Raw genomic sequence first — 23,112 nt, forward strand, 5'->3', positions numbered from 1 at the left:
ACTATTGGATAGAGGGATAACGCACATGAACGCGATCGACAAGACAATTTCGACAGACATCAGTCTCGCCCATCTCCTCGATGTCCTCGCCGTGGCTCCAGATGCGCCGCTGGTTTTCAGCTATGACGGCAATCCCGTCCGTGCGGGCTACCACGTCACCGAAGTCAAGGCCGGGATGTTTTCGGCGCTCGATTGCGGCGCCAACCCGGAAGCCTGGGCAGAGATCTTCGTGCAGCTCTGGGATATCGACGAAGATGAACGGACGCATATGCCGGCCGGCAAGTTTGCGGCGATCATCCGCAAAGTCTCTGACCATGTGCAGCTTGAGCCGACTGCAAAACTCACGTTCGAGATCAGCGACGGAGAGCGGCCGATGGCCCTCTACTGCGCGTCAGCACCGCGGCTCGTCGCCGGCACCTTCGAGGTGTCTCTTGTCGCTCGACCAGCAAGCTGCAAGCCACGGGATCGCTGGCTGGCGGAGGAGCAGGCCAAATCGTCCTGCTGCGGGCCAGCTAGCACGACGTCGAAGTGCTGCGCCTAGCCGCCCGGCTAGGATGCGCTCCCGGGCGTCACTCCGGGAGCAACGAGCTTAAAGCGCTTGAAGGAATGCCATCAACTTGTCGGGCGGCCGGTAGCGAACACCTGTAGGGCTGACCGGCTGAAGCCGGCTGAGCGCGTTTTCCTTCATCGCAAGGTCAGCCTCCATGTAGATATGCGTCGTGCTGATGTCCTCGTGTCCGAGCCAAAGCGCGATCACGGTCAGGTCGACGCCGGACTGCAGCAGGTGCATCGCCGTGGTGTGCCGGAAGGTATGCGGCGATATCGCCTTTGCGCGGATCGATGGAACACCTCCGCCGGCAGCGCCGACGGCGAGGTCGAGGCGCTGCCTCACACTGGAGCGGGATAGGCGCGTCCCCGAACTGTTGGGAAAGATGTAGGCATCCGGTCCACAATCATGAAGATCCTGAATCCATCGCTTCAGCGTTCGTGCGGTCTCATTCCAGAGTGGCACGCTCCGGCGCTTGCGCCCCTTCCCATGCAGGTGCACGACCGGTGCAGTCTCCAGAATGACACTACCAATCCGAAGGTCGATAGCCTCGGACACACGCGCGCCAGTATTATAGAGGAATGTAAACAGTGCCCGGTCGCGCCTGCCGGCCCATGTTTTGGGATCGGGCGCGTTGATGATCGCCTCGACCTCGGCGCGCGCCAGGTAGCCGAGAACTGCCTTGTCATGCCGCTTCTGCGGGACGGCGAGGCTGCGCTCGATCACCGCCAGCGCAGTCAGATCCTCATGCGCGGCATATTTGAGGAAGACCCGGATTGCGGACAGCCGTGCATTTCGGCTTCTGACGCTATTGGCCCGATCACGCTCGAGGTGATCCAGAAAGGCCAGGATCAGATCGGCATTGAGGTCGGGCAGGGTCAGGTTCGTCGGGGATTTCCCGATCCGCTTCTCAGCGAAGGCCAGCAGCAGTTTGAACGTGTCGCGATATGCCGCGACCGTGCATGGGCTCACCGCTCGTTGCTGGCGCAGATGATCAACGAAGAAGCGCTGCAGCAGGGTCGGAAAGGAAGGTGTGGTATCACTCATCAACGTCGCCTCCAACCATAGCTGCACCTTCGAAGCGATTGCCTGCAATTGCCATGAGCTCGGGCACGCCCTCAATATACCAGTAGGTATCGAGCAGATTGGCATGGCCGACATACGTAGACAGCATCATCATTGCCGCATCGATCTCCGTTCCACTTTCCTGCCAGAGGATAAGCCGACGGCATATGAAGCTGTGCCGAAGGTCATGGATACGCACGAAGGGATGGCCACCGCGCGGCCGGATTCCCAATCTCTGGGTGATCCGGAACCAGGCGTGCCAGGCGTTCATGTAGCTCAGCTTCTTGCTGGACAGCTCGCTCATGAAGACAGGATCGGCCGGCTTCGATGGGAATAGCGCGTTTCGTCGATCGAGGAAGATCTCGAGCGCGGCAACAGCGGTTGGATGGAGGGAGACCAGTCGCTGGCGGCCATATTTCGCTTCCCGCACCACGATCTGCGCAGCTTCGAGATCCAGATCTCGGATCTGTAGGCCGAGCGCTTCCGATATGCGCAGCCCAGTCGAGGCCAGCAGGCCGATCAGGGCAGGCATCATGAGCGTCCCGGCAGCCTGAACGCGGCGAATGTGATGCGCTTCGGCGATGATGCCCACGATTTCCTCGTTCGCGAAGATATGTGGAGCAAGCCGACGCTTCGTCCGCCCAAAAGGATTGGTCGCCGGGAAGGTGGTTTCACGATCCTCTGCCGCGAGAAAGGCCGCGAATGGCCTCAACACCTCCAGTCGTTTTGCCCAGGTGAAGGGGTCGGCAATTGTCGCTTCGGCCTTCGCCCAGCGGAGCGCGATATCGGACGAGAGCGCCCCTTCGTGTCCTCTGTCGTCGGCATATCGTGCAAAGGAGGTGATCTGCCTTGCTGAAGTTTTCATCTTGAAGCCGAGGCTTCGGCGATGTGCGAGGTAGGCCTCGGCACGAGATAGCATAGTGGCTGACCCGGTCATGCGCTCGCTCCCGGCCAAGGCAGGGCTACGGCCGCCAGCCTGTTTTGATCGACGCGGGCGTAGCCCGCAGTTGTCACCACGCTCCTATGCCGCATGATGTCCGCAACCTGCTTCAGGGGCACGGCATCGTTGACCAGTCGACTGGCAATCGTATGGCGGAAGATATGGATACGGGTGCAATCCCAGCCCAATCGGTCGTAGACCGCATAGACTGCTCGCTGTACCGAGCGCGGAGTGATCGGCTCTCCAAGGGGCGCAACATGCCGGACGAAGACCTCCCTGTGTTGCGTGGCTTGCCTTTCATGCACGATATAGTCGGCGATAGCTTCGCCTGTAGCATATGGAAGCGGCATAGGATCGGACCGGCGCGACTTGGTCGAGCGCACCCGGATCATACCTTTTTCCCAATCGATATCGTCGAGTGTCAGGCTGGTTACCTCGATCGACCGCATCCCGAGGTCTGCTAGGCACCTGATAATGGCATGAACTCTCTTCCGGGTTCGGCCGATTTCTGCAGAGACTTCCAGCAATCGCTCCAGCTCCGCCGGGCTGAAGCCCGTTTGCAGTCTGGCCGGCGTTTTCACTGCGGGTGCTGGTATGGCCTTTACTAGCCGACGGACATCGTCGCCTAAGAGTGCTCGATATCGAAGATAGCACCTGATCGAGACAGAGTAGCTACGGATGGTTGCTGGTTTCCGTCCCTGCTCGCCGAGCACGAACTGACGAATGTGCGAGTGGTTGAGGTTGGCTATATCGACACGGCCATCTTTCACACAGCCGACCAGAAGCCTCAGAACAACATTGCGATGCTTGCGGCGTGAACCCGCAGACAAGCCCCAAACTTCTTCGAGCATTTTATCGAACGCCAGGACTTCACGATCTATCGCCGCGAGGTTCATCGGCGGGATCTCGCGAAGTGCCCTCATTTTGACGGCGAGGTTCAAAGCTCGACGCATAGCCTCCACCTCCGTACGCATTTTCCAAAAGCACGAGCAGGAGCAACCATTCGCGTGAGCCGTCAGGAAGCTTTCCATGTGTTCAGTGGTGAAGCTTTCCGTGGCGACACCACGCTCGAATAGCCAATAGCCAAAGTGAAGGACGACAGCGGTATATTGGCGCTTGCGCCTAACGTCCAAATTTCGGCGCTCGCATTGGTCATGGACCATTCGAGCGAGCGGCGAAAGAATATTGTCCGGGTCTTCGGTTCGAAGACGGAGGTGGAGTGTGGTCGGCAATCGCGTTCTCCTTTTTCGCTGAGTTGCGATTGCAGGTTGCCTTCATTCGGATGCCCTACGCTGGGGATTGAAGGCTCAAAGAGCTGATTATGTGCAGTTGGAAAGCGGGGGTGCCCTGTAAAGCGGCGCGATCGAGCCTGAGATGACCATAAGTCACAACGGCTCATATTCATGCACGATCTCCAGATCGTCTTCGTCATCGAGTTCGTCGCTCGGCAGAACGCCGAACTCGTCGCCGGACCTGAACAGCGTGACTGGAACCATCAGGGTGCGGGCGAGCTGGAAGGCGTGGGTCTGCGCAAGCGAAAGATCGGTGTTCATCTGAGGCTCCATCTTTCGAGCGGGCCATTCCCGCTCGATGGCTCCCGTCAGTGTCCGGAACCGGTCGCGATCACCGCGAAGGCTTAAGCCGAAGCGGCCGCAGCTTGCTAGCGGACCCCGTCAGTGGGTTGATCGACGGAGATCCGGGGCTGGAATAGGAAGCCATCCATCAAGAGCGGGATTGGGACGCCTCAATGGACCAGCCTCCGACAAACAACGATCGTGCTGATGCGGATCTTGTTGTAGCCCTCGATTACCTGATGCTACCTTCTTTTCGCTCCGGTCATCAGGTCACGGTCGATGCCTATGACTGCTGGAGGCGGATCACAGACGACGTGAAGCCGCGAACGCTGGACGTTCGCGATTGTGGGCCATAGGGAGCCGCCTCTTGAAAAGCCGACACGCAACCGATATATATTGAGCATAGTCGAGAGCGCTGATCCGTCGGTGCGTTGAACGATTGTTTCACTCGGCTTACCGAATTGGAGCGGACCGCATGCGGTCCGCTTTTTCGTTTCAGGGGGATTCGTTGCATCTACTATATCTCGACGAGTCTGGTCACTCGCATGATCCAAGCTCCGACTTCTTTGTCCTTGCAGGCTTTAGTATATTCGAGCGCCAAACGCATTGGCTGGAAGCCCAGATAGATCCTGTAGCGGCGCGCTTTAGCTCAACCAATCCTCGAGAAATCGAGTTCCATGGAAACCCAATGCGCTCGGGCAACGGTACCTGGAAAGGTGTGCCTCCCAACGACAGAGTTCAAGCCGTCGTCGATATCTCGTCGCTACTGTCAGACAAGCAATTGCAGTTGAAGGTCTACGCCTGCGTCATCGAAAAGAAGCTCTTCTCTGCGAACGATATTCTGGCTCGGAGCTTCGAGGAGGTGGCTTCGTGTTTTGATGGCTATCTGAAGACGCTTTACAAGAAAAAGAACCCCCAGCGCGGCTTGGTCATCCTCGACAAAAGCAATTATGAGGAGAAAATCCAAACCCTCTCTCATGTGTTCAAGCACGTCGGGCATGCCAGCGGCCAACTTCGCAACTTTGCCGAAGTCCCGCTTTTTCTGGATTCGAAGGCATCGCGCCTGATTCAGATGGCGGATTTGATCGCCTACTGGATTTTCCGTCACTTTCAGTCAGGCGACCAGCGTGGCTTCGACCTCATAAGGCCGTACTTTGCCCGGTACGGCATCGGGCCAGTGTCAGGTCTGCGGTGTCATGTCTCGCCGGAGACAGAAGCGCGCCTCGCTTCACTTCCAGTTCCAGCTCACCCTTTTCCGAAAGCAACGCCGAAAGCTATGACCGCCGCATCCCAAGTCGCCACGCCTGAGGATTGAAGCGGTTTTGGCAGTGCATGCGCTCCCTCGACACGCTCGGTTTGAGCATTTTTCAGTGAAAATTCCGGCTCTTCACTTTCAGCGTATCGATATGAAGGTCCGGTGTGAATATGTCGCGCGGGACAACGGGTTTCGGCCGATCGCGTGAATCCGGCCCGCCGCCCCCGTGGGCAAACTCATCGCCGCGACCAGCCGGCAACCTGAACTCCGTATCGCGATCGGCAAGTCCAACCAGATCGCCTGAGAGATCGAAGAGTTGCTGGGCGACGAGATGGACGACCTCCCCTTCCCGCTGAATCCGTCCGTTGATCGCCATCATCGAAGATCCCAGCACGATGCGCCTGCGTTTCTCGAACAGGGTGGGCCAGACAACGACGTTGGCCGGTCCGGTCTCGTCCTCGATGGTGATGAACATCACACCCTTGGCCGATCCCGGCTTCTGCCGCACCAGCACGAGTCCAGCGGTATAAACCCACCGCCCATCACGGGCATTCATCGCCTCGGCACAGGAAATGATATTGCGTGCCGACAGGTCCTTGCGCAGAAAGGCGACAGGATGCTGGCGCAAAGTGAGCCCGATGTGGCTGTAGTCCTCGATGACGTTATGGCCGTCCGTCATTTGCCGAAGCGCCACCTCTGGCTCCTGCTGCTCGGCAATCGCCGTCGCCTCGCGTTCGGCTGCGGCTGCAAACAACGGCAAGGGCTCGTCGCGCAGCGCCTTGATCGCCCAGAGCGCATCGCGTCGTTCGAGTTTCAGCGATGGCAGAAAGGCGTCGGCCTCTGCCAGTTGAACAAGCGCTTCGGTCGGCACGCTGGACCGGCGCCACATGTCATCGACTGAGGCGAACGGGTTGTTCATGCGCGCTGCAACGATACGTGCGGCGTCCGCGACAGCCAGCCCTTTCACCTGCCGAAACCCGAGGCGCACAGCATGACGATCGCCGCCTCCAATCCTTTCCAGCGTGCAGTCCCATCGCGAGCGGTTGACGCAGACCGGCCGCACCTCGACGCCATGCTTGATCGCGTCTCCGACGATCTGGGCCGGAGCATAAAATCCCATGGGCTGGCTGTTGAGAAGGGCTGCACAAAAGACGTCGGGATGATGGCACTTGATGTAGTTCGAAGCGTAGGCAATCAACGCAAAGGAGGCCGCGTGACTTTCCGGAAAGCCGTATGAGCCAAAGCCTTCCAACTGCGAAAAGGTCTTTTCGGCGAACTCGGACGAATATCCGTTCTTGACCATGCCTGACACCAGCTTGTCCTTGAAGCGCGAGACGCCGCCGGTGAACTTGAAGGTCGCCATGGATTTGCGCAGCTGGTCGGCCTCACCACCGGTAAAGCCGGCACAGACCATGGCGACGCGCATCGCTGACTCTTGAAACAGCGGCACGCCCAGCGTCTTGCCGAGCACCGCCTCCAACTCGGGTGTCGGATACTCGACGGGCTCCTTGCCTTCGCGACGACGGAGATAGGGATGCACCATGTCACCCTGGATTGGGCCCGGCCGCACGATGGCCACCTGCACGACGAGATCGTAGAACGTGCGCGGTTTTAACCGCGGCAGCATCGCCATCTGCGCACGGCTTTCGATCTGGAAGGTGCCGAGCGTGTCAGCCTTGCGGATCATTGCATAGGTCGCCGCATCCTCTTGGCTGATTTTCGAGAGATCAAGATCCTGCCCTTTGTGCTCGCGGATGAGATCAAAAGCCTTGGCCATGCAGGTGAGCATCCCGAGCGCCAAGACATCCACCTTCATGAACTTCAGTGCCTCAACGTCGTCCTTGTCCCATTCGATGATCTGCCGGTCTTTCATCGTCGCCGGTTCGATCGGCACGAGATCGTCTAGCCGGTCATGGGTGAGGACAAAGCCGCCGGGGTGCTGACCCAGATGCCGAGGCGCGCCCATCAACTGCTGCGCGAGTTTCAGGGTGAGCGCCAGACGCCGGTCATTGGGGTTGAGATTGAGTTCCCTGATGTTTCGGTCGGGAACTTCTTCCGACCAGGACCACATGCCCGATGACAGCGCCTTGATGACATCTTCAGGCAGGCCAAGCGCCTTACCGACATCGCGGATTGCGCCCTTGGCCCGGTAGCGGGTGACGGTTGCGCAGAGTGCCGCCTTATCCTTGGTATAGGTCTTGTAGATCCACTGGATGACCTCCTCGCGCCGTTCATGCTCGAAGTCGACATCGATATCCGGCGGCTCGTCGCGTTCCTGACTGACGAAGCGCTCGAAGAGGAGATCATTGGTCGAGGGATCGATCGAGGTGATGCCAAGGATATAGCAGACAGCGCTGTTGGCCGCAGATCCCCTGCCCTGGCAGAGAATGCCCTGACTTCGGGCAAAACGGACGATCGAAAACACCGTCAGGAAGTAAGGCGCGTATTTCATGGTGCGGATGAGATCGAGCTCGTGCCGAACGGTCTTTAAAACATCCGGTGGCAGGCCTTCCGGATAACGATCGGGCGCACATTCCCAGACATAATGCTCGAGCGATCCTTGAGCATCCTTGCCCGGCACGATGGCTTCCTCCGGGTACTGGTAGGTCAGTTCCTCGAGCGAGAATTTGCAGCGACGCACGATTTCCAGGGTTCGCGCGAGTGCTTGCGCGTAGCGCGGAAACAGGCGTGCCATTTCCTCCGGTGGCTTGAGGTAGCGGTCGGCGTGGCGTTCGCGCTCAAAGCCGACATCGTCGATCGTGGTGTTGTGCCTGATACAGGTGACGATGTCCTGCAATTGCCGCCGGCCCGGCTCATGAAACAGCACATCATTGGTGACGACGGTTCTGACCTTGAACCGCGCCGCCATGTTGGAAATCTCATGCAGCCGCAACTGGTCGTTCGGTCGCCGACGCAAACAGAGAGAGACGTAAGCGCGATCACCAAACAGCTCAGCCATCTTGCGAAGCTGCGAGGCGCAGGTGGCATCCGGCAGATCAGGTACCAGAATGCCGATCATGCCCTCGGCGTAAGCGACGATATCGTCCCAATGCAGGATACAGTTGTTCTTGCCGCCACGCGATTTTCCCAGCGTGATGAGGCGCGTCAGGCGCGAATAGGCAGCGCGATCCATCGGATAGACCAGCACAGACATGCCATCCGCCAGATCGAGACGACAGCCAACGACCAGGCGCAACCCGGTGGCGCGCGACGCCTCAAGCGCCCGAACAATTCCGGCAAGCGAATTGCGATCGACGACGCCGATTGCGTCGATACCGAGCTGTTTCGCGGTCTCAAACAACTCCTGTGCAGAGGAGGCGCCGCGCAGAAAGGAAAAGTGGGTCGTGACCTGGAGCTCGGCGTAGCTCATGCGAAGATCCCGTGGCAGAACCAGCGATGGGACCCGGTCTCGGGATCCACTCCGTCGCCGGAGCGGAACACCCACAGGCGCTCGCCTGCCTCGTCCTCGATGACAAAGTAGTCCCGCACCGCGTCCATTTCGGCGTCGCGCTGCCACCACTCCCCGAAGATGCGTTCCGGGCCGTCGGCGCGTTTGACCTTACGGCGCTTGCCGCGCCAGACGATCGAGACCGGCGGGCGGTCCGGCATCAGCGCAATCGCCTCGATCAGTTCGGGCCGTGGCAAAAGCCGGACTGGACGGCGCCAATGGCTCACCCAGGCAACAGGGATCGGTTCAGCAACGGGACTGATCCGCCGGACGGAACGTTCCGGCACATCGGATGCAACCGGTGCGACGCGATAGACCCGCTGGCCGCGGTTTCCATAGATGTCGATCAGTGGCGTCACATCGGTGACGTCATCCTCGACCAGAGCAGAGACTTTCTGCGCCTCTTCCAATGGCTCGGCCAGAACCGCAACAAGGGTGAGCCTCTCGATCCCGAAACCCGGCTCGATCTTTTCCGTCCGGTCCCGAAACAGTTTCGTCAGCCAGGCTACGTCGCGGGCGGGCTTGGCTGTTCCGGCGCGGATTGCCTGTCTGGTGCCATCGACCTTCTCGACAATCAGGTCAGCCCGACGCACGCCGAGCCCCCGCTTTTGGAGTTCATCGACCAATTGCACGACAAGGCGGCCGACATATTTGTTGATGGTCTCCGCTGCGCCAATCGGTTCAGCGAAGGCTTTCGAAACCTCGACCAGCTCAGGCGTGCGGATCGGCTCGATAGGCTCGGCGATGCGACAGAGCATCTGATCGAGACGGCGCCCAACCTCCGGTCCAAAGCGCAACGTCAGCGGCGCGCGCGGGGTATTGGCAAGCTCCCCGATCGTCTGAAATCCGAGAATGCGGAGATCGCTGACAATCTTTGCCGGCAGACGCAGGAGCGATATCGGCAGCTTTTCAACGGCCCGCACTGTCTCACCCGGCGGAATGACGATCGTCTCGCGGTTGATGGCGCGGGCACAGGCATGGGATGCACCCCAGCTGTCGGCGACCGCCACGCGGGCAGTCAGCTTCCTGCCCAGAAACTGGTTGGCGATCTTTGTCACCATTGGCAGCTCGCCGCCCTGCAGGTGGTCGGCGCCTTCGGTGTCCATAACGATGCCGTCGATCCCGTCAATCGCGACGATCGGCGAATAGATGGTTAGTGCCCACAGTGTGATGCGTTCGAGAGCTACCCGATCGGCTTCGATATCGGCGTCGACCATCATCAGGCCATGAAACAGCGACTGCGCCTTTGCCGCCGGCATGCCGACATGCACGCCTGCCGCCCTGGCAGCCAGGTCGGCAGCCGAAACCCATCGCTTCGACCCGCTTCTTGCGATCACGGCAATTGGCTGTTCAGGCGAAATGGAGGGATCCGCCCGCCGAATACGATCCGTCGGCAGATCCGGAAGATAGATCGAGACGACCCTTGTCATCACACGCCCTCACGAGAAACTCAGCACACTCACCCGCTTTCACGCGCATCAATTCAAGAAACCATTGAGGCCTGCCCACCCCCGGTACCGGCAGCTCTTCCGATGGCATCACACTGACCCGCCATCTGGTTGTTGACGCCGTCGGCTGGCCAAAATCATTCGCCTCCGTCTGCCGCCGCCATCGCCGAACGCCGAGCGCCATGGTCCCGGTTCGCTCCGCGGCCAGTTGCAGGCGGCGGGAGCTGACCATCGGCAGGCGAACGAGCTCGCCGACGACAGCGCCGAGCCCACCGAAGGACAAGCCCTCCTCCATGTTGGCCAGCACGTCTTCCTCCTTGTCGGACTCGACGAAGATGACGCGGTCGGGATGGAGGCCGACCTGGGCAAGCGCCGGAAAGAACAGATCCGGTCTCGTCAGACACCAGATGACGGGGCCTTTGGTCCGGGCGGCAATGCCGGCGACAAAAAGCGCGGCTGCTGCACCATCGACCGTACCGGATCCTCCGCCTGCGAACTCATGCAGGGCTCCATAGGCAAGACCCCCGCCAGGCAAGACCGCATCAATCTCGGGCACACCGAAAGAGAGCGTTCCGGCCCGTTTCGCTGCTGTGCCCTCCATCGAGGCGATGCGGCCACGCAAATCACAGATCACATCCGACAACCCCTTCGGGCGCGCAGCGGTCATCGTTCACGGCTCCCTTCAAGGTGGTGTTCAAAGGATCGACATTATGCCGTACAGGCTATTTGTTCATTGTTTGTTCCGACGCTATAAAAGAGTCAAGCACCAGAAAGTTGAGCAACATTATCACAACATTAGCAAAACCGAAGATTCGAAAAGGATTCAAGGCTGTAGGGATAACAAGAATTTTTGCCGCACTCCACTCTTGTCGGGCTCCAGATCGCGATAGCGGGGATAGATGAGCGGCGTCACAATCTTCTTAAGGTTTCGTGCTGAACTCGCCTGCATGACGAAGCCACCGAGACAAAGCTCGATCGTAATACCGAAGCCCAGCTCTATTTAATGCCGCGTCGCTGCGGTTGATTGCATCAATGGCTGTCCGCAGCGTTCGACCTATACGGGAGCTTTTAAGCTTGAGGCCATATGAACATCGGACGTGTAGGCGGATGCATCAAGCCCCGCCGCATGCAGCCCGATGGCAAAGTTGACCTGCGAGATCAATTCCCTAAAATCCCGCTCAGATCTTCTTGGGGTGTTACGTTGCAAAAGCTCGAACTTGTTTTTGTTATTTGTGGTTTTGTGGCTTTGGGGACATGGCTTTATTCGGGCGAGTATCGAGCTTATGGCGCCCTCGCGACGATTTGCTTTCTGGGAATCGCTTCGGTCTATCTCCTCTTGACGTCAAAGGAGAGAGTTTACCGGTTGTTTGCATGTATATCACTGACCGTGATTTCCGCTGCAATCGGAATAGCTCTGTTGAGAATGTCGGGACTGACCGGCTAATGCGGTGGCATCAAGCGACCTAAACGGGCTGCGGAATAGCGCCTGCGCCTTGACATGCGGCGTTCCTCCACGGCGCTAGCCGCAGCGGGCAATCGCATCCGCAGCCGATGGAGACCAGAGGATAGGCGTTTGCCTGATCGCCGAGATCGAGTTCAGGGCAGGACGGGCGACGATAAACTCCGCCACGCTTCCTACAACGGCCTGCGGGAACGGTAGGACAATGCCGACGTTTATAAGCTCGACTAGATACGCAGGCGGAAGTCACCGGAAAAACTGCATTCGGTCGCAACGGAGGAATTGCTGCCATGTGCAACCTTTATCGGATGGAAGACAGGGACTGGGTCTCAAAGTGGGCCCAGGACGCCGAAAGCCTGATCAACCTCATGCCGGCCTATCAGATGAACCCCGACCAGATGGGGCCGATCATCCGAAACACGGCGGACGGCAAGAAGCAGCTGGTTCATGCACGATGGGGCCTGCCCTCGCCTATCTTCGTCCAAAAGAAAGCCGCCGAAGCAAGGGCGGATAAACTGAGGGCCAAGGGCAAGGCCGTCGATATGGATGAGCTCATCCGCATGGAACCGGATCGTGGCGTGACCAATGTGCGTAAGCTCAACCTGCCTCACTGGACGCGATGGTTCGGCGTCGAGCACAGGTGTCTCGTCCCGGTCACAAGCTTTGCCGAACCGGACCCGATGAGCAAACAGGAGGGTGGCAATGTGCCAAATGCCTGGTTTGCACGTGATGAGGCAAAATCGCTGATGTTCTTTGCGGGCATCCACGTGCCGCAATGGAAGAGCGTTCGCAAAGTCAAGGACGGGCTCACAACCGACGACCTATACGGTTTCCTGACGACCGATCCGAATGATCTCGTGAAGCCGATCCACGAGAAGGCAATGCCTGTTCTACTGCTGACGAAGGAAGAAACCGACGTCTGGATGCGGGCGCCTTGGGATGAGGCAAGGCACCTCGCCCGCCCACTACCAAACGACGCGCTGATCATCCTGTCGCGTGAACCTTATGGATCATCGATCATTTCGAAATCTGGCGAACCGGTGGAGCAAGGCAGCCTTTTATAACTGGCGGCCATCGCCAGATGGATGCCAATTGATGAGGAGACTAAACCCGCTGAACTGTTCGGAGAGAGGAGAAGGAAGATGCATATCCACCCTTACATTCTCGAGAATCATGGTGTCTATCCAAAGAGATTTCTGGAGGATGGTCAATTCTTCGGCATGCGGCAATCCATTCACGATAATCTCGACCAGCGGCTGGTCGCCGAAGTCGATCGGGAATCCGACCTGACTGCCTATTCCGGATACGTTGCCATGGAACTCTGGGCTGATGATGACGACATCCCGACGGGAGCGAAGATCGAGATATTGTTTAGCGAGCGGAAAGGCATCGCCGCCCTCCTCTACGACCATCCTAACATATCCGATGCTTTCATTGAGTGGGTTTTCTGCACCTCACCTGCCGATGCCTTGACCGAATGGAAGAGGAAGGTCCGCTGGCCGCTGATGGAAACATCGAGAGGACCAGTCGATATAATCGGAGGTGCACATCAGTGAGCGTTGAGAGCAGTAAGGCTGGCGAGGCCATTCATGCGAGAAGCACTGTTGCAAGCATGCTGGCTGCGAGCGCCGCAATAACCTCAATTGAGGATCGAATTTTTCGGAACAGACTATCACGGCGACGGTTAGGCAGGCGGATGGTCTTTCCCCCGTCCACTGCTCTTGCAGCCGGTCACGGTTGCACAGCTTGGAACCCTCCGCACTGGAGGGTTTCTTTTTGCTCACATCGCACGCAAATTATGCCTTCAAAAACCATTCAGACCGGCTGCGACAGCCTGCTGCCGGGCTACAACTCTCTACCCTTGAACTCTAATCGCTCGACTCATCCACCAGACGTGTTACACTCCTTCCATCGCCACCAACCGAATTCATAGGCGGTGGCAGCTGAGGGTTACTACGTGCTCCCGCCTATATCGTGTGGAGGACGGCTGCGTGCCCAAACCATCAAATTTTCACGAATGTCCGCTTCGACGCCTCCTTTTCCGCTGGGCCGCGCGCTTTACCGCTGACGAGCGAGTGCAGAGCCGGCTTGTTGAAAAAACGATTGGCGAGATCATCCGGGATTTTCCAGCCGCCGATCACGACTCCAGGATTGATGTAGAGCTTCTCGCGACTTTGCGGCGTGTCGCTCTCCAGGAATTCAGTGCTCGTCCTGGCGCAGGCGTTGAGCGTCGTTCCGGGAACGATCAACCGTCGAGCGACGGTCAGTGAAGAGTGGTTGACGTTCCGGGCGGACCGAAAAGTGCATCGGCTATTTCCCGAAGCTCCGCGCTATCGCCACTCACAGAGTAACCGCGGTCGTTCGATTTGGCCCGGTTCGCGAAAACGAATGGCACATTGGCGCTCTCCAGTGCAATCGAAACATTCAGCAACGTCTGATCGTCGATCTCCACGTCAACGATTGCGGCGTCAACATCCCACTCCAGTAACGCATCGAGCAGGCGTCGTGTCGATCGAACCGATCCCAGAACGGTGGCCCCTGCTGCCCGCAGCCGCTGACGGCACGCAAATGTCAGCATGAGGCGCTGCTCTACGATGATCAGCTTTTTCCCACGAAACGCTCGCAACATAGAGATATCCTCTGTTTGCGCAATGAACCACCTGCGAGCGGAAGACGCGGTCGGTTCTCGTGTTATCCACGGCTTGCAGCTCGGCAATTCGCGACTGCTGTCATGGCATTCATGCCAAACCGCGCATAGCGATGAGGGTTCCCGCTGAGACGATACCTTTTCAAAGGGTCCGATGGAACCATGTTCTTTGAAGGCGGTTGAAAAATCTGCGAGACAAAACAGGTAGCTAAGACATGCAGCGGTATTACTTCCACGTTCGGGACGCTGACGGCCTTTCCGAAGACACTGAGGGAACCATGCTGGCAAGTGACGAGCGCGCGTACATCGAGGCCGCGCAGGCTGCAAGGGAAATGCTGGCGGAAAAAATCCTCAAGGATGAAATCGTGGATGGTGCAGAGTTTGAGGTTGTCAGGGGCGACGGCGTGCTCGTCGCAAAAATCCCCCTGAAATCTGTCGTCCGGTTTGAATGAACCTTCCTGCCTGGCGATGACGAGACAACACCCACTTCGACTTGGTCGTCCGCTTGAACTGCCATTCCGCCTTGGTGGCCTCTGTATGGAACCAAAGCATAACCCGTTGCCTTTTCACCGTTGAGTTCGCGGGCTGTGTGCACCGGACGCAACGGGGTGATGAATGCGAACCCGTTTCTCATCCCGCACAACGAAAAGGCGATTACGCGTCCACCTGTCCGGCCCGTGCCTCATCCCGTATTCCTTCGAAGCGGGAGGTGGATTTTTTCGGGGATACCCATGGCCAACGACAAGCTTTCGACCTACAGGCAGAAACGCGATTTTCAGAAGACGCAGGAGCCAAGCGGAAAAACGAAGCTGAAAGCTTCAAACCGCAGGCGCTTTGTCATCCAGAAACATGACGCCACGCGGCTCCATTATGACCTGCGCCTCGAACTCGACGGCGTCTTCAAGTCCTGGGCTGTGACCAAGGGACCGTCTCTCGATCCCCAGGACAAGCGCCTGGCCGTGGAGGTGGAAGACCACCCGTTGGACTATGGTGACTTCGAAGGCACGATTCCCAAAGGCCAGTATGGCGGCGGCACGGTCATGCTCTGGGACCGCGGCTACTGGGAGCCGGAAGGTAACAGGACGCCCGAGCAGGCTCTCGCCAAGGGCGACTTCAAGTTTACCCTTGAAGGGGAGCGGCTGCGTGGCAGCTTCGTACTGGTGCGGATGCGCAACGACCGTGACGGGGGCAAACGGACGAACTGGCTGCTGATCAAGCATCGCGACGACTTCTCGGTCGATGAAAACGGCGCCGCCATCCTTGACGAAAACAACACGTCGGTTGCCTCGGGCAGAACCATGGCCGCCATCGCTGCCGGTAAAGGAAACAAACCAAAACCGTTCATGGTGCAGAGCGGCGATGTGCAGGCCGACGCCGTCTGGGACAGCAATCATGGACTGGCGGCAGACAAACGTGCGGCGGATACAAAGAAAAAGCGCCCGGCATCGCGGAAAGCAGCGAAGTCCGCGATGCCCGACTTCATACCTCCGCAGCTTTGCGAAACGCTCGAACGCCCACCGTCGGCCGATGGCTGGATCCACGAGATCAAATTCGACGGATACCGTATTCAGGCGCGCATTGAAAACGGCGAAGTAACGCTGAAGACGCGCAAGGGGCTGGACTGGACGGCCAAGTATCCGGCGATTGCGACATCGGCCGCAAGCTTGCCTGATGCCATCATCGACGGTGAGATCTGTGCACTCGATGAAAACGGTGCCCCGGACTTCGCCGCACTTCAGGCGGCGCTGTCAGAAGGTAAAACGGATGCGCTCGTCTATTTTGCTTTCGACCTGCTGTTCGAGGGGAGTGAGGATCTGAGGCAACTACCGCTTACGGAACGCAAGAAAAGGCTCGAAGCGCTGCTGAGTAAGGCGGGGGAAGATCCGCGCCTGCGGTTCGTCGAACACTTTGAGACCGGCGGCGATGCAGTATTGAAATCGGCGTGCAAGCTCTCGCTGGAGGGCATTGTCTCGAAGCAGGCGGATGCCCCCTATCAGTCGGGGCGTACCGATACCTGGGCGAAATCCAAATGCCGCGCCGGACATGAGGTTGTCATTGGCGCTTACGCCAAAACCAACGGCAAGTTTCGTTCACTTCTTGTCGGCGTCTTCAGGGACAATCACTTCGTCTATGTCGGGCGGGTCGGGACCGCCTATGGTGCCAAAACGGTGGATACAATCCTGCCGAAGCTCCGGGAACTGGAAACCTCAAAATCGCCCTTTACCGGGATAGGCGCTCCGAAAAAAGAACCCAACATCGTCTGGGTCAAGCCCGAACTGGTGGCCGAGATCCAGTTCGCCGGCTGGACCGCGGACGGACTGGTCCGTCAGGCAGCCTTCAAGGGTTTGCGCGAAGACAAGCCGGCGAAGGAGGTCGAGGCCGAAACGCCGGCATCGCCAGGGAAAACTGAAACGCCAACGCCGGCCCGGCCAAAGCCGTCGCGACCGGCACGCGGCAAGAACACCAAGGCAGAAGTTATGGGCGTGATGATCTCCAGCCCTGACAAGCCGCTCTGGCCCGATGCAAATGACGGTGAGCCGGTCACCAAGGAGGATCTCGCGCACTATCATGAGGCCGTTGGTCCATGGCTGATCGACCATATCAAGGGACGGCCATGCTCCATCATCCGGACGCCTGACGGCATCGGTGGTGAGCAGTTCTTCCAGAGACACGCGATGCCGGGAACGTCGAACCTGCTCGAACTGGTCAAGGTGTTCGGCGACAAGAAACCCTATCTGCAGATTGATCGCGTTGAGGGCCTTGCCGCCATCGCCCAGATCGGCGGCGTCGAACTGCATCCCTGGAATTGCGAGCCCAACGAACCGGAGGTGCCCGGTCGTCTTGTCTTCGACCTCGATCCAGGTCCGGACTTACCCTTCTCCACCGTGGTCGAAGCCGCCCGGGAAATGCGCGACCGGCTGGAGGAACTTGGCCTCGTCAGCTTCTGCAAGACCACCGGCGGCAAGGGCCTTCACGTCGTCACCCCGCTTGCGGTACCGAAGGGAAAGAAGCTGAGCTGGCCGGAGGCGAAAGGCTTCGCACACGATGTCTGCCTGCAGATGGCACGTGACAACCCTGACCTTTACCTGATCAAGATGGCGAAGAACCAGCGCAACGGTCGGATCTTCCTCGACTACCTGCGCAATGACCGAATGGCGACTGCTGTCGCGCCGCTGTCACCGCGCGCCCGGCCAGGCGCACCAGTTTCGATGCCACTGACCTGGAAGCAGGTAAAAGCGGATCTCGATCCGAAACGCTTCACCATTCGCACCGTACCGGCGCTTTTGTCGAAGACAACCGCCTGGGAGGATTACTGCGACGGGCAGCGTTCGCTGGAGCAGGCCATCAAGCGGCTGACGAAATCGATGAAACAGGCCGCCTGAGAGCGGCCTGGATCAAGACCCGTAGCTCAGGTCAAGGTCGCTCAGCGCAGCCTGAACCTCATCGATTGAGGACAGGGCCCGGTGTTCCAGGCATCTGGCGGTACGCCGGCCTTGAGTCGGTCGTGTAGAGGTCCGAAGCCCAAGCGGCCAATATCGTCCGTTTTTCGTCGACCTTGAGCGAGGTTGCGTCCACCACATCGATCGGCCGCGCAATTTCCATACCCTTGAGCGGCAAGCTGCGGATTCTCATGCATGGAGGCTTCCTCAGCGAACGTGCGGATCCTTGTCGTGCGAGTGACGGGACGCGGAGATGACATCAACGTCCGGGGCCAGCAGATCGTGTTTGGCGGCAAAGGCTGCAAACAGACCCCGGGCGGTGTCCGCTTCGATCTCACCGCGCAATGCCGCCCTGCAGGCCTTCAGCGCCATTGAATGCGCCGTATCGCGCATTGATGCCGGCCATTCCGCCAGATGCCGGTAAGCGTCGATGACGCTGCGAACCTCGGTCGGGAAACCAAGGCCGATAAGGATGGTGACGGGCTCGTTGAACACATCGGGTTTCATCGCGCTCTCCTTCCTACCCCCGATGTTGACGGGCGCCGCTGCAACGGCGCCCGTTTTTTTAAAATTCGATCAGGCCGCCTTTTGCGCTTCGATCTGCGCCGAGGCAACCTTATGCTGAAGGGCCGGGCTGGTCTGGATATCGATCTTGCGCGGTTTCAAGGCCTCAGGAATCTCACGAACGAGATCGATCGACAGAAGACCGTTGCGGAGATCGGCGCCATTCACCCTGACATGGTCGGCAAGTTCGAAACGGTGTTCAAAAGGCCGGCCGGCTATACCGCGATGAAGGTATTCATCGGCGGAAGCGTCCTGCTTCTTGCCGGTAACGGTGAGAAGGTTGGACTGAAAGGTGATGTCTAGCTCGTCCTCGGCAAACCCTGCGACCGCGACCGAAATCCGGTAGCTGTCATCGCCGGTCTTGACGATGTCATAGGGCGGCCAGTCGCTGATCGAGCGGGCGCGCTGGGCATTTTCAAGAAGATTGAAGATCCGGTCGAAGCCGACGGTCGAGCGGAACAGGGGTGCGTAGTCATAAGATGTTGCCATAGCCATATCCTCCTTGAAGCAACATGGGTACAGAAGCGCCGAAACGCGGCGCTTCCAGCAAGTCCAGCCCTGTCTCAGCAGCTGGCGGCAATCGATTTGGTTTTCGGAAATTTACGATTCAAGGGTGCCGTCAGAAAAAATTGACGTCCAGGCGCCCGCCAGGACCAACTCAGTCGAGTTCATGGACCGCGGCATTGTCCTGTACCTCGCGCAGTCCTTTATAGGACGCATGACGCAGGTTGCCATCGTCGGTCCAGCCACGGAACTCGATTTCGGCGATGAGCGTCGGCTGCGCGAAGACGTAATTCCTGCCCTTGAGCGGAACGACCGGTGTCTTCGTCTTCAGCCTATCCAGGGTCTTCTTCAGATACGCCGCATCTTTCTCCTTAAACCCGGTTCCAACGGCGCCAACATAGACCCAGTCATGGCCACGTCTCGCCGCCAGCAGCAAACTGCCAATCCCGCCGCGCGCCGCCGCCGACTGCTCGTAGCCGACAATCATGAAGCTCTCGCTTTGAACACACTTGATCTTCAGCCAGTCGCCGGTCCGGCCCGAGCGATAAGTGCTGTCACGATGTTTTGCGATGATGCCTTCCATGCCGAGGGAACACGCGCTCGCCAATAATTCAGCGCCGTCCGCGTCTATTTCTTCGGACAGCTGGAGTGCGCCGGTCGCGTCTTCAAGCAGGTCCCCCAGCAAGTGCCGGCGGACCGACAGCTCGGTACGAGTGAGATCGTGACCATCGAAATACATAAGGTCGAAGGCGAAGAGCACGGCTTCTGTCGACGCCCGTTTGCCGCCTCGCCCACCGAGCGAGCGTTGCAGAGCGCCGAAATCTGAGCGGCCCTCGCCGTTCAGCACCACCGCTTCGCCGTCAAGGATGGCTGTTGCAACTCCAAGGTCCCTGGCCGCTGCGGCGATAGTGGGAAACCGGTGCGTCCAGTCGTGGCCGCCCCGGGTAATGATCCGCACACCCTTCGGCTCGATGTGGACCGCGAGCCGATAGCCGTCCCATTTCATTTCATAGACCCACTCGGGGCCGTCTTCAGGAGCGCCAGACATGGCTCGACGCGATCTGGCATCGGGTCGAACGGCAGATTGGGCTGAGCCGGATCGCGCCTGCGGCGCGGCTGCGATTTTGCCGTCAGACTGTCATTCTGCAGGAGCGGCTTGGCGGGACGTTTCATTTGCCCGCCCGATTCTCGGCTGCAACCGACTTCTTCAGCGCGTCCATGATATTGATGACATTGCTGGGTGCCGACTTCGCCGGTGTGGATGTCCTCGGTTTTGCAGACTTCTTCAGCGCTTTCTTCTTGGCGGCAATGATGTCAAGCAACCGATCCTGAACCGGATCGATGACCATCTTGGGGTCCCAGTGCTGCGTTTGCTTTTTGATCAGTTGCTGCACGAGACGCATCATCTCACTATCGCCCGTTTCGTCTTCTTCGATCCCGCCAAAGTAAGTATCCTCGTCACGGACTTCATCCCCATAGCGCAGCGTCCACAGAACGATACCCTTGCCGCGTGGCTCAAGCATGACGGCGCGCTCGCGGCGGGTAATTACGAGACGTGAAATCCCCACCATGTTCTGCGCTTCCATCGCATCCCTGATGACCGAGAATGCTTCCTGGCCGACGGCATCGTTGGGTGAAAGATAATAGGGCGTGTCGAGCCATATCCACTCAATGGTGTCACGGGGGGTAAACGTCGAGATGTCGATGGTCTTTGTGCTGTCGAGCGCAACGTTTTCCAGTTCTTCGTCTTCGAGGATGACGTATTCGTTCTCGCCACGCTCATAGCCCTTGACCTCATCCTCCTCCCTCACCTCTTTTCCGGTAACACTATCGACGTAGTGGCTGACGACCCGGTTTTTGGTATCGCGGTTGAGGGTGTGGAAGCGGACCTTCTCACTTTCGGACGTTGCCGGCATCATCTGCACGGGACAGGTGACGAGCGAGAGTTTCAGATAACCTTTCCAATAGGGACGGACAGCCACGATTTTCCTCCGTCAGCCGGCGCGGCGCGTCTGTGACGAGACCGCATTTGATTTGGCAGCAGCACCCGGTTTCGAAGCCTTCTGACGGCCGGCACTCTTGTTGGCGTTAGAAACGGCGCGTTTCTGGCCGGATTTGGTGCCCATGCCAGCACTCTCACGCAGCGCCTGCAAAAGGTCGTTTTGCCTGGGGACGGCTGCGGCCTTCTTCTTCGGCAGGGCCCTGCCCTCGATCTTGGCCTTCACCAGCTCGGCAACGGCGGCTTCATATCGGTCGTCGAACGTGCTGGCATCGAAGGTCCCCTTCTTTGTGCCGATAATGTGCTCGGCAAACTCAAGCATCTCGCCTTCGATCTTGAGGTCCGGCAACTCCTCGAAGGCTTCCGCCGACGAGCGGACTTCATAGTCAAAGTTGAGCGTCGTGGCGATCAGGCCCTTCCCGTGTGGCCTGATCAGCACCGTACGCAAGCGTCGGAAGAGCACGGTGCGGGCGATCGCAGCAACTTTGGCTCTTTTCATGCCATCGCGCAAAAGTACGAAAGCGTCCGTCCCCATCCTGTCGGGCGCCAGATAATAGGGCTTGTCGAAATAGACGCTGTCGATCTCGCTGCAGGGGATGAAGGCGTCGATCTTCAGCGTCTTGTCGCTGTGAGGCACGGCGGCAGCCACCTCGTCCGGCTCGAGAACGATATACTGGCCGTTCTCGATCTCATAGCCCTTGACCTGGGCGTCCCGTTCCACCGGATCGCCGGTCTCGCTGTCGATAAATTCGCGTTTCACCCGGTTGCCGGTTCGGCGATTGAGGGTGTTGAAAGCAATCCGTTCAGATGATGATGCCGCAGTATAGAGAGCCACAGGACACGCGACTTCTCCAAATTTGATAAAGCCCTTCCAGTTCGCTCGCGGGGCAACCATGACGCAAAACTCCTGCCACAACCAATGCGATTCAAGCGATTCAGCATGCATTTGTTCCGAGTCAAAACGAATCATTTTTCAAGGACTTAGGGCCACGATCAGAACTGGCGTTGCGAGTCTGCGCTAGACGCTTGATTCCGGTGCATCTTTTTGAGGCGACGAACGTTTCCTCTTCACGAAACGCGAAGAGGAGGCCTGTCATGAGCAAGCGTGAACTGATCGATACCGGAACCGACAAGCGTTATGTGCGCCGCGATAAGGACGGCAAGTTCAAGGAAAGCGTCGACGTCTCGCGATCGCTCTCTGCCGACGCGCGCCACGATGCGAAGCATGATGCGAAACCGGGCCGGGGTGACCGGGGTGATCGCAAACACTGAACCCCGGTGAAGCTCGCCACGTATAACGTCAACGGCATTAACGGTCGGCTCGAGATCCTGCTCCGCTGGCTCGATCGGGCAAAACCCGATGTCGTCTGCCTGCAGGAGTTGAAGGCGCCGGACGAGAAGTTTCCGCTTCGCCAAATCGAGCGCGCAGGCTACGGCGCCATCTGGCATGGGCAGAAATCATGGAATGGCGTTGCAATCCTTGCCCGGGGTCACGAACCTCTCGAGACGCGCCGGGGGCTTCCCGGAGACCCTGACGACAGCCACAGCCGGTATATCGAGGCTGCCATCGATGGCATGATCATCGGCTGCCTTTACTTGCCAAACGGCAACCCGGCACCCGGGCCGAAATTTGACTACAAGCTGCGCTGGTTTGAGCGGCTGCGTTTCTACGCAGGTCAACTGATTGAGCTGGACGTGCCATGCGCCCTTGTTGGAGACTTCAATGTCATGCCGACCGACCTCGATGTCTATAAACCGGAGCGCTGGCGAGACGATGCCCTGTTTCGGCCGGAGGTTCGCGCAGCCTATGCCCACCTAATTTCAATGGGCTGGACGGATGCCATTAGACTGCTGCATCCGGATGAGCGGATCTATACGTTCTGGAAGTATTTTCGGAACGCGTTTGCGCGGGATGCGGGTCTGCGCATTGATCATTTCCTGCTGACCCCATCCGTGCAGGAACGATTGCAGGCGTGCGGGGTCGACAAGTTTGCGCGTGCGTGGGAGCACACCAGTGATCACGCCCCCGCCTGGATTGTACTGGACGACCGATAGAGACCCATAGAGCGGATAAGGATGCTTCGCGCGCCTCCCTGCTGGCGGCGAAGGGCGGACCGACGCTTTCGCATGAGCGCTGTTATGGCGGACGGGCTGGAAAGGTCTTTGTCCATAATCGAGCATATGTCGACGCCTTTGGACCGAACGGACCCATAGGCTTCGAC

At 58.8% G+C, this 23,112-nt stretch carries 22 protein-coding genes and 2 pseudogenes; 9 read left to right on the forward strand and 15 right to left on the reverse strand.

Annotated features, from left to right (window positions below):
- Positions 1-25 precede the first annotated feature (25 nt).
- Positions 26-541, forward strand: coding sequence for a DUF6428 family protein (locus BTN45_RS25415; protein WP_052821197.1), 516 nt, complete (start codon positions 26-28; stop codon positions 539-541).
- A gap of 48 nt (positions 542-589) precedes the next feature.
- Here BTN45_RS25415 and BTN45_RS25420 read toward each other — a convergent pair whose 3' ends face one another.
- The 4 genes from BTN45_RS25420 to BTN45_RS25435 form a co-directional block, all read right to left on the reverse strand.
- Entirely contained in the window at positions 590-1,594 is a 1,005-nt protein-coding gene (locus tag BTN45_RS25420; protein ID WP_052821198.1) for a site-specific integrase, read from the reverse strand.
- Positions 1,587-2,549: a tyrosine-type recombinase/integrase gene (locus tag BTN45_RS25425; protein WP_082179067.1), complete on the reverse strand. Its 963-nt coding sequence runs from the start codon at positions 2,547-2,549 to the stop codon at positions 1,587-1,589. The genes BTN45_RS25420 and BTN45_RS25425 overlap by 8 nt, the downstream gene beginning before the upstream one ends.
- Positions 2,546-3,784, reverse strand: a complete 1,239-nt coding sequence (locus BTN45_RS25430; RefSeq protein ID WP_052821200.1) for a tyrosine-type recombinase/integrase — start codon at positions 3,782-3,784, stop codon at positions 2,546-2,548. Before BTN45_RS25430 ends, BTN45_RS25425 begins: the two co-directional genes overlap by 4 nt.
- A 153-nt stretch (positions 3,785-3,937) precedes the next feature.
- Positions 3,938-4,105 (reverse strand): hypothetical protein, encoded by a 168-nt coding sequence (locus BTN45_RS25435; RefSeq protein ID WP_052821201.1) that lies wholly within the window; start codon positions 4,103-4,105, stop codon positions 3,938-3,940.
- A 496-nt stretch (positions 4,106-4,601) separates the two neighbouring features.
- Between BTN45_RS25435 and BTN45_RS25440 the strand changes: the two genes are divergently transcribed.
- Positions 4,602-5,441, forward strand: coding sequence for a DUF3800 domain-containing protein (locus BTN45_RS25440; RefSeq protein ID WP_082186170.1), 840 nt, complete (start codon positions 4,602-4,604; stop codon positions 5,439-5,441).
- Between the two features lie 52 nt (positions 5,442-5,493).
- Here BTN45_RS25440 and BTN45_RS25445 read toward each other — a convergent pair whose 3' ends face one another.
- The 3 genes from BTN45_RS25445 to BTN45_RS25455 are packed head-to-tail and all read right to left on the reverse strand — an operon-like array spanning position 5,494 to position 10,944.
- Positions 5,494-8,751: an error-prone DNA polymerase gene (locus tag BTN45_RS25445; RefSeq protein WP_052821202.1), complete on the reverse strand. Its 3,258-nt coding sequence runs from the start codon at positions 8,749-8,751 to the stop codon at positions 5,494-5,496.
- Positions 8,748-10,259, reverse strand: a complete 1,512-nt coding sequence (locus BTN45_RS25450) for a DNA polymerase Y family protein (protein ID WP_052821203.1) — start codon at positions 10,257-10,259, stop codon at positions 8,748-8,750. Before BTN45_RS25450 ends, BTN45_RS25445 begins: the two co-directional genes overlap by 4 nt.
- The gene (locus BTN45_RS25455; RefSeq protein WP_052821204.1) at positions 10,180-10,944 is read right to left on the reverse strand and encodes an ImuA family protein; all 765 of its coding nucleotides are present in this window, start codon (positions 10,942-10,944) and stop codon (positions 10,180-10,182) included. The genes BTN45_RS25450 and BTN45_RS25455 overlap by 80 nt, the downstream gene beginning before the upstream one ends.
- Positions 10,945-11,361: 417 nt before the next feature.
- Here BTN45_RS25455 and BTN45_RS25460 point away from each other — a divergent pair, with 417 nt between their 5' ends.
- The 3 genes from BTN45_RS25460 to BTN45_RS25470 all read left to right on the forward strand — a co-directional run bounded on the left by BTN45_RS25460 (position 11,362) and on the right by BTN45_RS25470 (position 13,292).
- Entirely contained in the window at positions 11,362-11,721 is a 360-nt protein-coding gene (locus tag BTN45_RS25460; RefSeq protein ID WP_052821205.1) for a hypothetical protein, read from the forward strand.
- Between the two features lie 305 nt (positions 11,722-12,026).
- The gene (locus BTN45_RS25465) at positions 12,027-12,800 is read left to right on the forward strand and encodes an SOS response-associated peptidase (RefSeq protein ID WP_052821206.1); all 774 of its coding nucleotides are present in this window, start codon (positions 12,027-12,029) and stop codon (positions 12,798-12,800) included.
- A 78-nt stretch (positions 12,801-12,878) separates the two neighbouring features.
- Positions 12,879-13,292 carry a hypothetical protein gene (locus BTN45_RS25470; RefSeq protein WP_052821207.1) on the forward strand — a complete coding sequence of 138 codons (414 nt, stop codon included), beginning with the start codon at positions 12,879-12,881 and terminating at the stop codon, positions 13,290-13,292.
- Between the two features lie 447 nt (positions 13,293-13,739).
- On the opposite strand, the gene BTN45_RS25475 is transcribed toward BTN45_RS25470, so the two are convergent.
- Both BTN45_RS25475 and BTN45_RS25480 read right to left on the reverse strand, forming a co-directional pair.
- Entirely contained in the window at positions 13,740-13,985 is a 246-nt protein-coding gene (locus BTN45_RS25475) for a hypothetical protein (protein ID WP_052821208.1), read from the reverse strand.
- A gap of 14 nt (positions 13,986-13,999) precedes the next feature.
- Positions 14,000-14,314 (reverse strand): histidine kinase, encoded by a 315-nt coding sequence (locus tag BTN45_RS25480; RefSeq protein WP_052821212.1) that lies wholly within the window; start codon positions 14,312-14,314, stop codon positions 14,000-14,002.
- Positions 14,315-14,598: 284 nt separating this feature from the next.
- On the opposite strand from BTN45_RS25480, the gene BTN45_RS25485 reads away from it, so the two are divergent.
- Positions 14,599-14,835 carry a hypothetical protein gene (locus tag BTN45_RS25485; RefSeq protein ID WP_035208414.1) on the forward strand — a complete coding sequence of 79 codons (237 nt, stop codon included), beginning with the start codon at positions 14,599-14,601 and terminating at the stop codon, positions 14,833-14,835.
- 279 nt (positions 14,836-15,114) lie between these two features.
- The gene (gene ligD / locus BTN45_RS25490; protein ID WP_207591766.1) at positions 15,115-17,766 is read left to right on the forward strand and encodes a DNA ligase D; all 2,652 of its coding nucleotides are present in this window, start codon (positions 15,115-15,117) and stop codon (positions 17,764-17,766) included.
- 12 nt (positions 17,767-17,778) lie between these two features.
- Here the strand turns inward: ligD (BTN45_RS25490) and BTN45_RS25495 are convergent.
- The 6 genes and pseudogenes from BTN45_RS25495 to BTN45_RS25520 form a co-directional block, all read right to left on the reverse strand.
- Positions 17,779-18,016, reverse strand: a pseudogene (locus BTN45_RS25495) (hypothetical protein).
- A gap of 14 nt (positions 18,017-18,030) precedes the next feature.
- Complete coding sequence (locus tag BTN45_RS25500; RefSeq protein WP_082186168.1) at positions 18,031-18,330, reverse strand: DUF982 domain-containing protein; 300 nt, start codon at positions 18,328-18,330, stop codon at positions 18,031-18,033.
- Between the two features lie 69 nt (positions 18,331-18,399).
- Positions 18,400-18,876, reverse strand: a complete 477-nt coding sequence (locus BTN45_RS25505) for an Hsp20 family protein (protein WP_072495314.1) — start codon at positions 18,874-18,876, stop codon at positions 18,400-18,402.
- Between the two features lie 169 nt (positions 18,877-19,045).
- Positions 19,046-20,064 (reverse strand): annotated as a pseudogene (gene ligD / locus BTN45_RS25510) (non-homologous end-joining DNA ligase).
- Positions 20,061-20,873, reverse strand: a complete 813-nt coding sequence (locus BTN45_RS25515) for a Ku protein (protein WP_052821361.1) — start codon at positions 20,871-20,873, stop codon at positions 20,061-20,063. Before BTN45_RS25515 ends, ligD (BTN45_RS25510) begins: the two are co-directional and overlap by 4 nt.
- Before the next feature lie 12 nt (positions 20,874-20,885).
- The gene (locus BTN45_RS25520; protein WP_052821364.1) at positions 20,886-21,785 is read right to left on the reverse strand and encodes a Ku protein; all 900 of its coding nucleotides are present in this window, start codon (positions 21,783-21,785) and stop codon (positions 20,886-20,888) included.
- 200 nt (positions 21,786-21,985) lie between these two features.
- On the opposite strand from BTN45_RS25520, the gene BTN45_RS25525 reads away from it, so the two are divergent.
- Positions 21,986-22,162, forward strand: coding sequence for a hypothetical protein (locus BTN45_RS25525; protein WP_052821360.1), 177 nt, complete (start codon positions 21,986-21,988; stop codon positions 22,160-22,162).
- A gap of 6 nt (positions 22,163-22,168) precedes the next feature.
- Complete coding sequence (gene xth, locus BTN45_RS25530) at positions 22,169-22,945, forward strand: exodeoxyribonuclease III (RefSeq protein ID WP_052821359.1); 777 nt, start codon at positions 22,169-22,171, stop codon at positions 22,943-22,945.
- Positions 22,946-23,112: the final 167 nt, after the last annotated feature.

It is taken from the genome of Rhizobium sp. ZX09, assembly GCF_017357485.1.
Taxonomy (GTDB): Bacteria; Pseudomonadota; Alphaproteobacteria; order Rhizobiales; family Rhizobiaceae; genus Agrobacterium; species Agrobacterium pusense.

Excerpts from the sequence above, each read along its gene's own strand:
- BTN45_RS25470 (WP_052821207.1), top strand. The coding sequence starts at position 12,879 with ATGCATATCCACCCTTACATTCTCGAGAATCATGGTGTCTATCCAAAG.
- ligD (WP_207591766.1), top strand. The coding sequence starts at position 15,115 with ATGGCCAACGACAAGCTTTCGACCTACAGGCAGAAACGCGATTTTCAG.
- BTN45_RS25500 (WP_082186168.1), bottom strand. The coding sequence starts at position 18,330 with ATGAAACCCGATGTGTTCAACGAGCCCGTCACCATCCTTATCGGCCTT.
- BTN45_RS25420 (WP_052821198.1), bottom strand. The coding sequence starts at position 1,594 with ATGAGTGATACCACACCTTCCTTTCCGACCCTGCTGCAGCGCTTCTTC.
- BTN45_RS25415 (WP_052821197.1), top strand. The coding sequence starts at position 26 with ATGAACGCGATCGACAAGACAATTTCGACAGACATCAGTCTCGCCCAT.
- BTN45_RS25455 (WP_052821204.1), bottom strand. The coding sequence starts at position 10,944 with ATGACCGCTGCGCGCCCGAAGGGGTTGTCGGATGTGATCTGTGATTTG.
- BTN45_RS25465 (WP_052821206.1), top strand. The coding sequence starts at position 12,027 with ATGTGCAACCTTTATCGGATGGAAGACAGGGACTGGGTCTCAAAGTGG.
- BTN45_RS25425 (WP_082179067.1), bottom strand. The coding sequence starts at position 2,549 with ATGACCGGGTCAGCCACTATGCTATCTCGTGCCGAGGCCTACCTCGCA.
- BTN45_RS25445 (WP_052821202.1), bottom strand. The coding sequence starts at position 8,751 with ATGAGCTACGCCGAGCTCCAGGTCACGACCCACTTTTCCTTTCTGCGC.
- BTN45_RS25525 (WP_052821360.1), top strand. The coding sequence starts at position 21,986 with ATGAGCAAGCGTGAACTGATCGATACCGGAACCGACAAGCGTTATGTG.
- BTN45_RS25450 (WP_052821203.1), bottom strand. The coding sequence starts at position 10,259 with ATGACAAGGGTCGTCTCGATCTATCTTCCGGATCTGCCGACGGATCGT.
- BTN45_RS25485 (WP_035208414.1), top strand. The coding sequence starts at position 14,599 with ATGCAGCGGTATTACTTCCACGTTCGGGACGCTGACGGCCTTTCCGAA.
- BTN45_RS25480 (WP_052821212.1), bottom strand. The coding sequence starts at position 14,314 with ATGCTGACATTTGCGTGCCGTCAGCGGCTGCGGGCAGCAGGGGCCACC.
- BTN45_RS25435 (WP_052821201.1), bottom strand. The coding sequence starts at position 4,105 with ATGAACACCGATCTTTCGCTTGCGCAGACCCACGCCTTCCAGCTCGCC.
- BTN45_RS25520 (WP_052821364.1), bottom strand. The coding sequence starts at position 21,785 with ATGGTTGCCCCGCGAGCGAACTGGAAGGGCTTTATCAAATTTGGAGAA.
- BTN45_RS25440 (WP_082186170.1), top strand. The coding sequence starts at position 4,602 with ATGCGGTCCGCTTTTTCGTTTCAGGGGGATTCGTTGCATCTACTATAT.
- BTN45_RS25460 (WP_052821205.1), top strand. The coding sequence starts at position 11,362 with ATGAACATCGGACGTGTAGGCGGATGCATCAAGCCCCGCCGCATGCAG.
- BTN45_RS25505 (WP_072495314.1), bottom strand. The coding sequence starts at position 18,876 with ATGGCAACATCTTATGACTACGCACCCCTGTTCCGCTCGACCGTCGGC.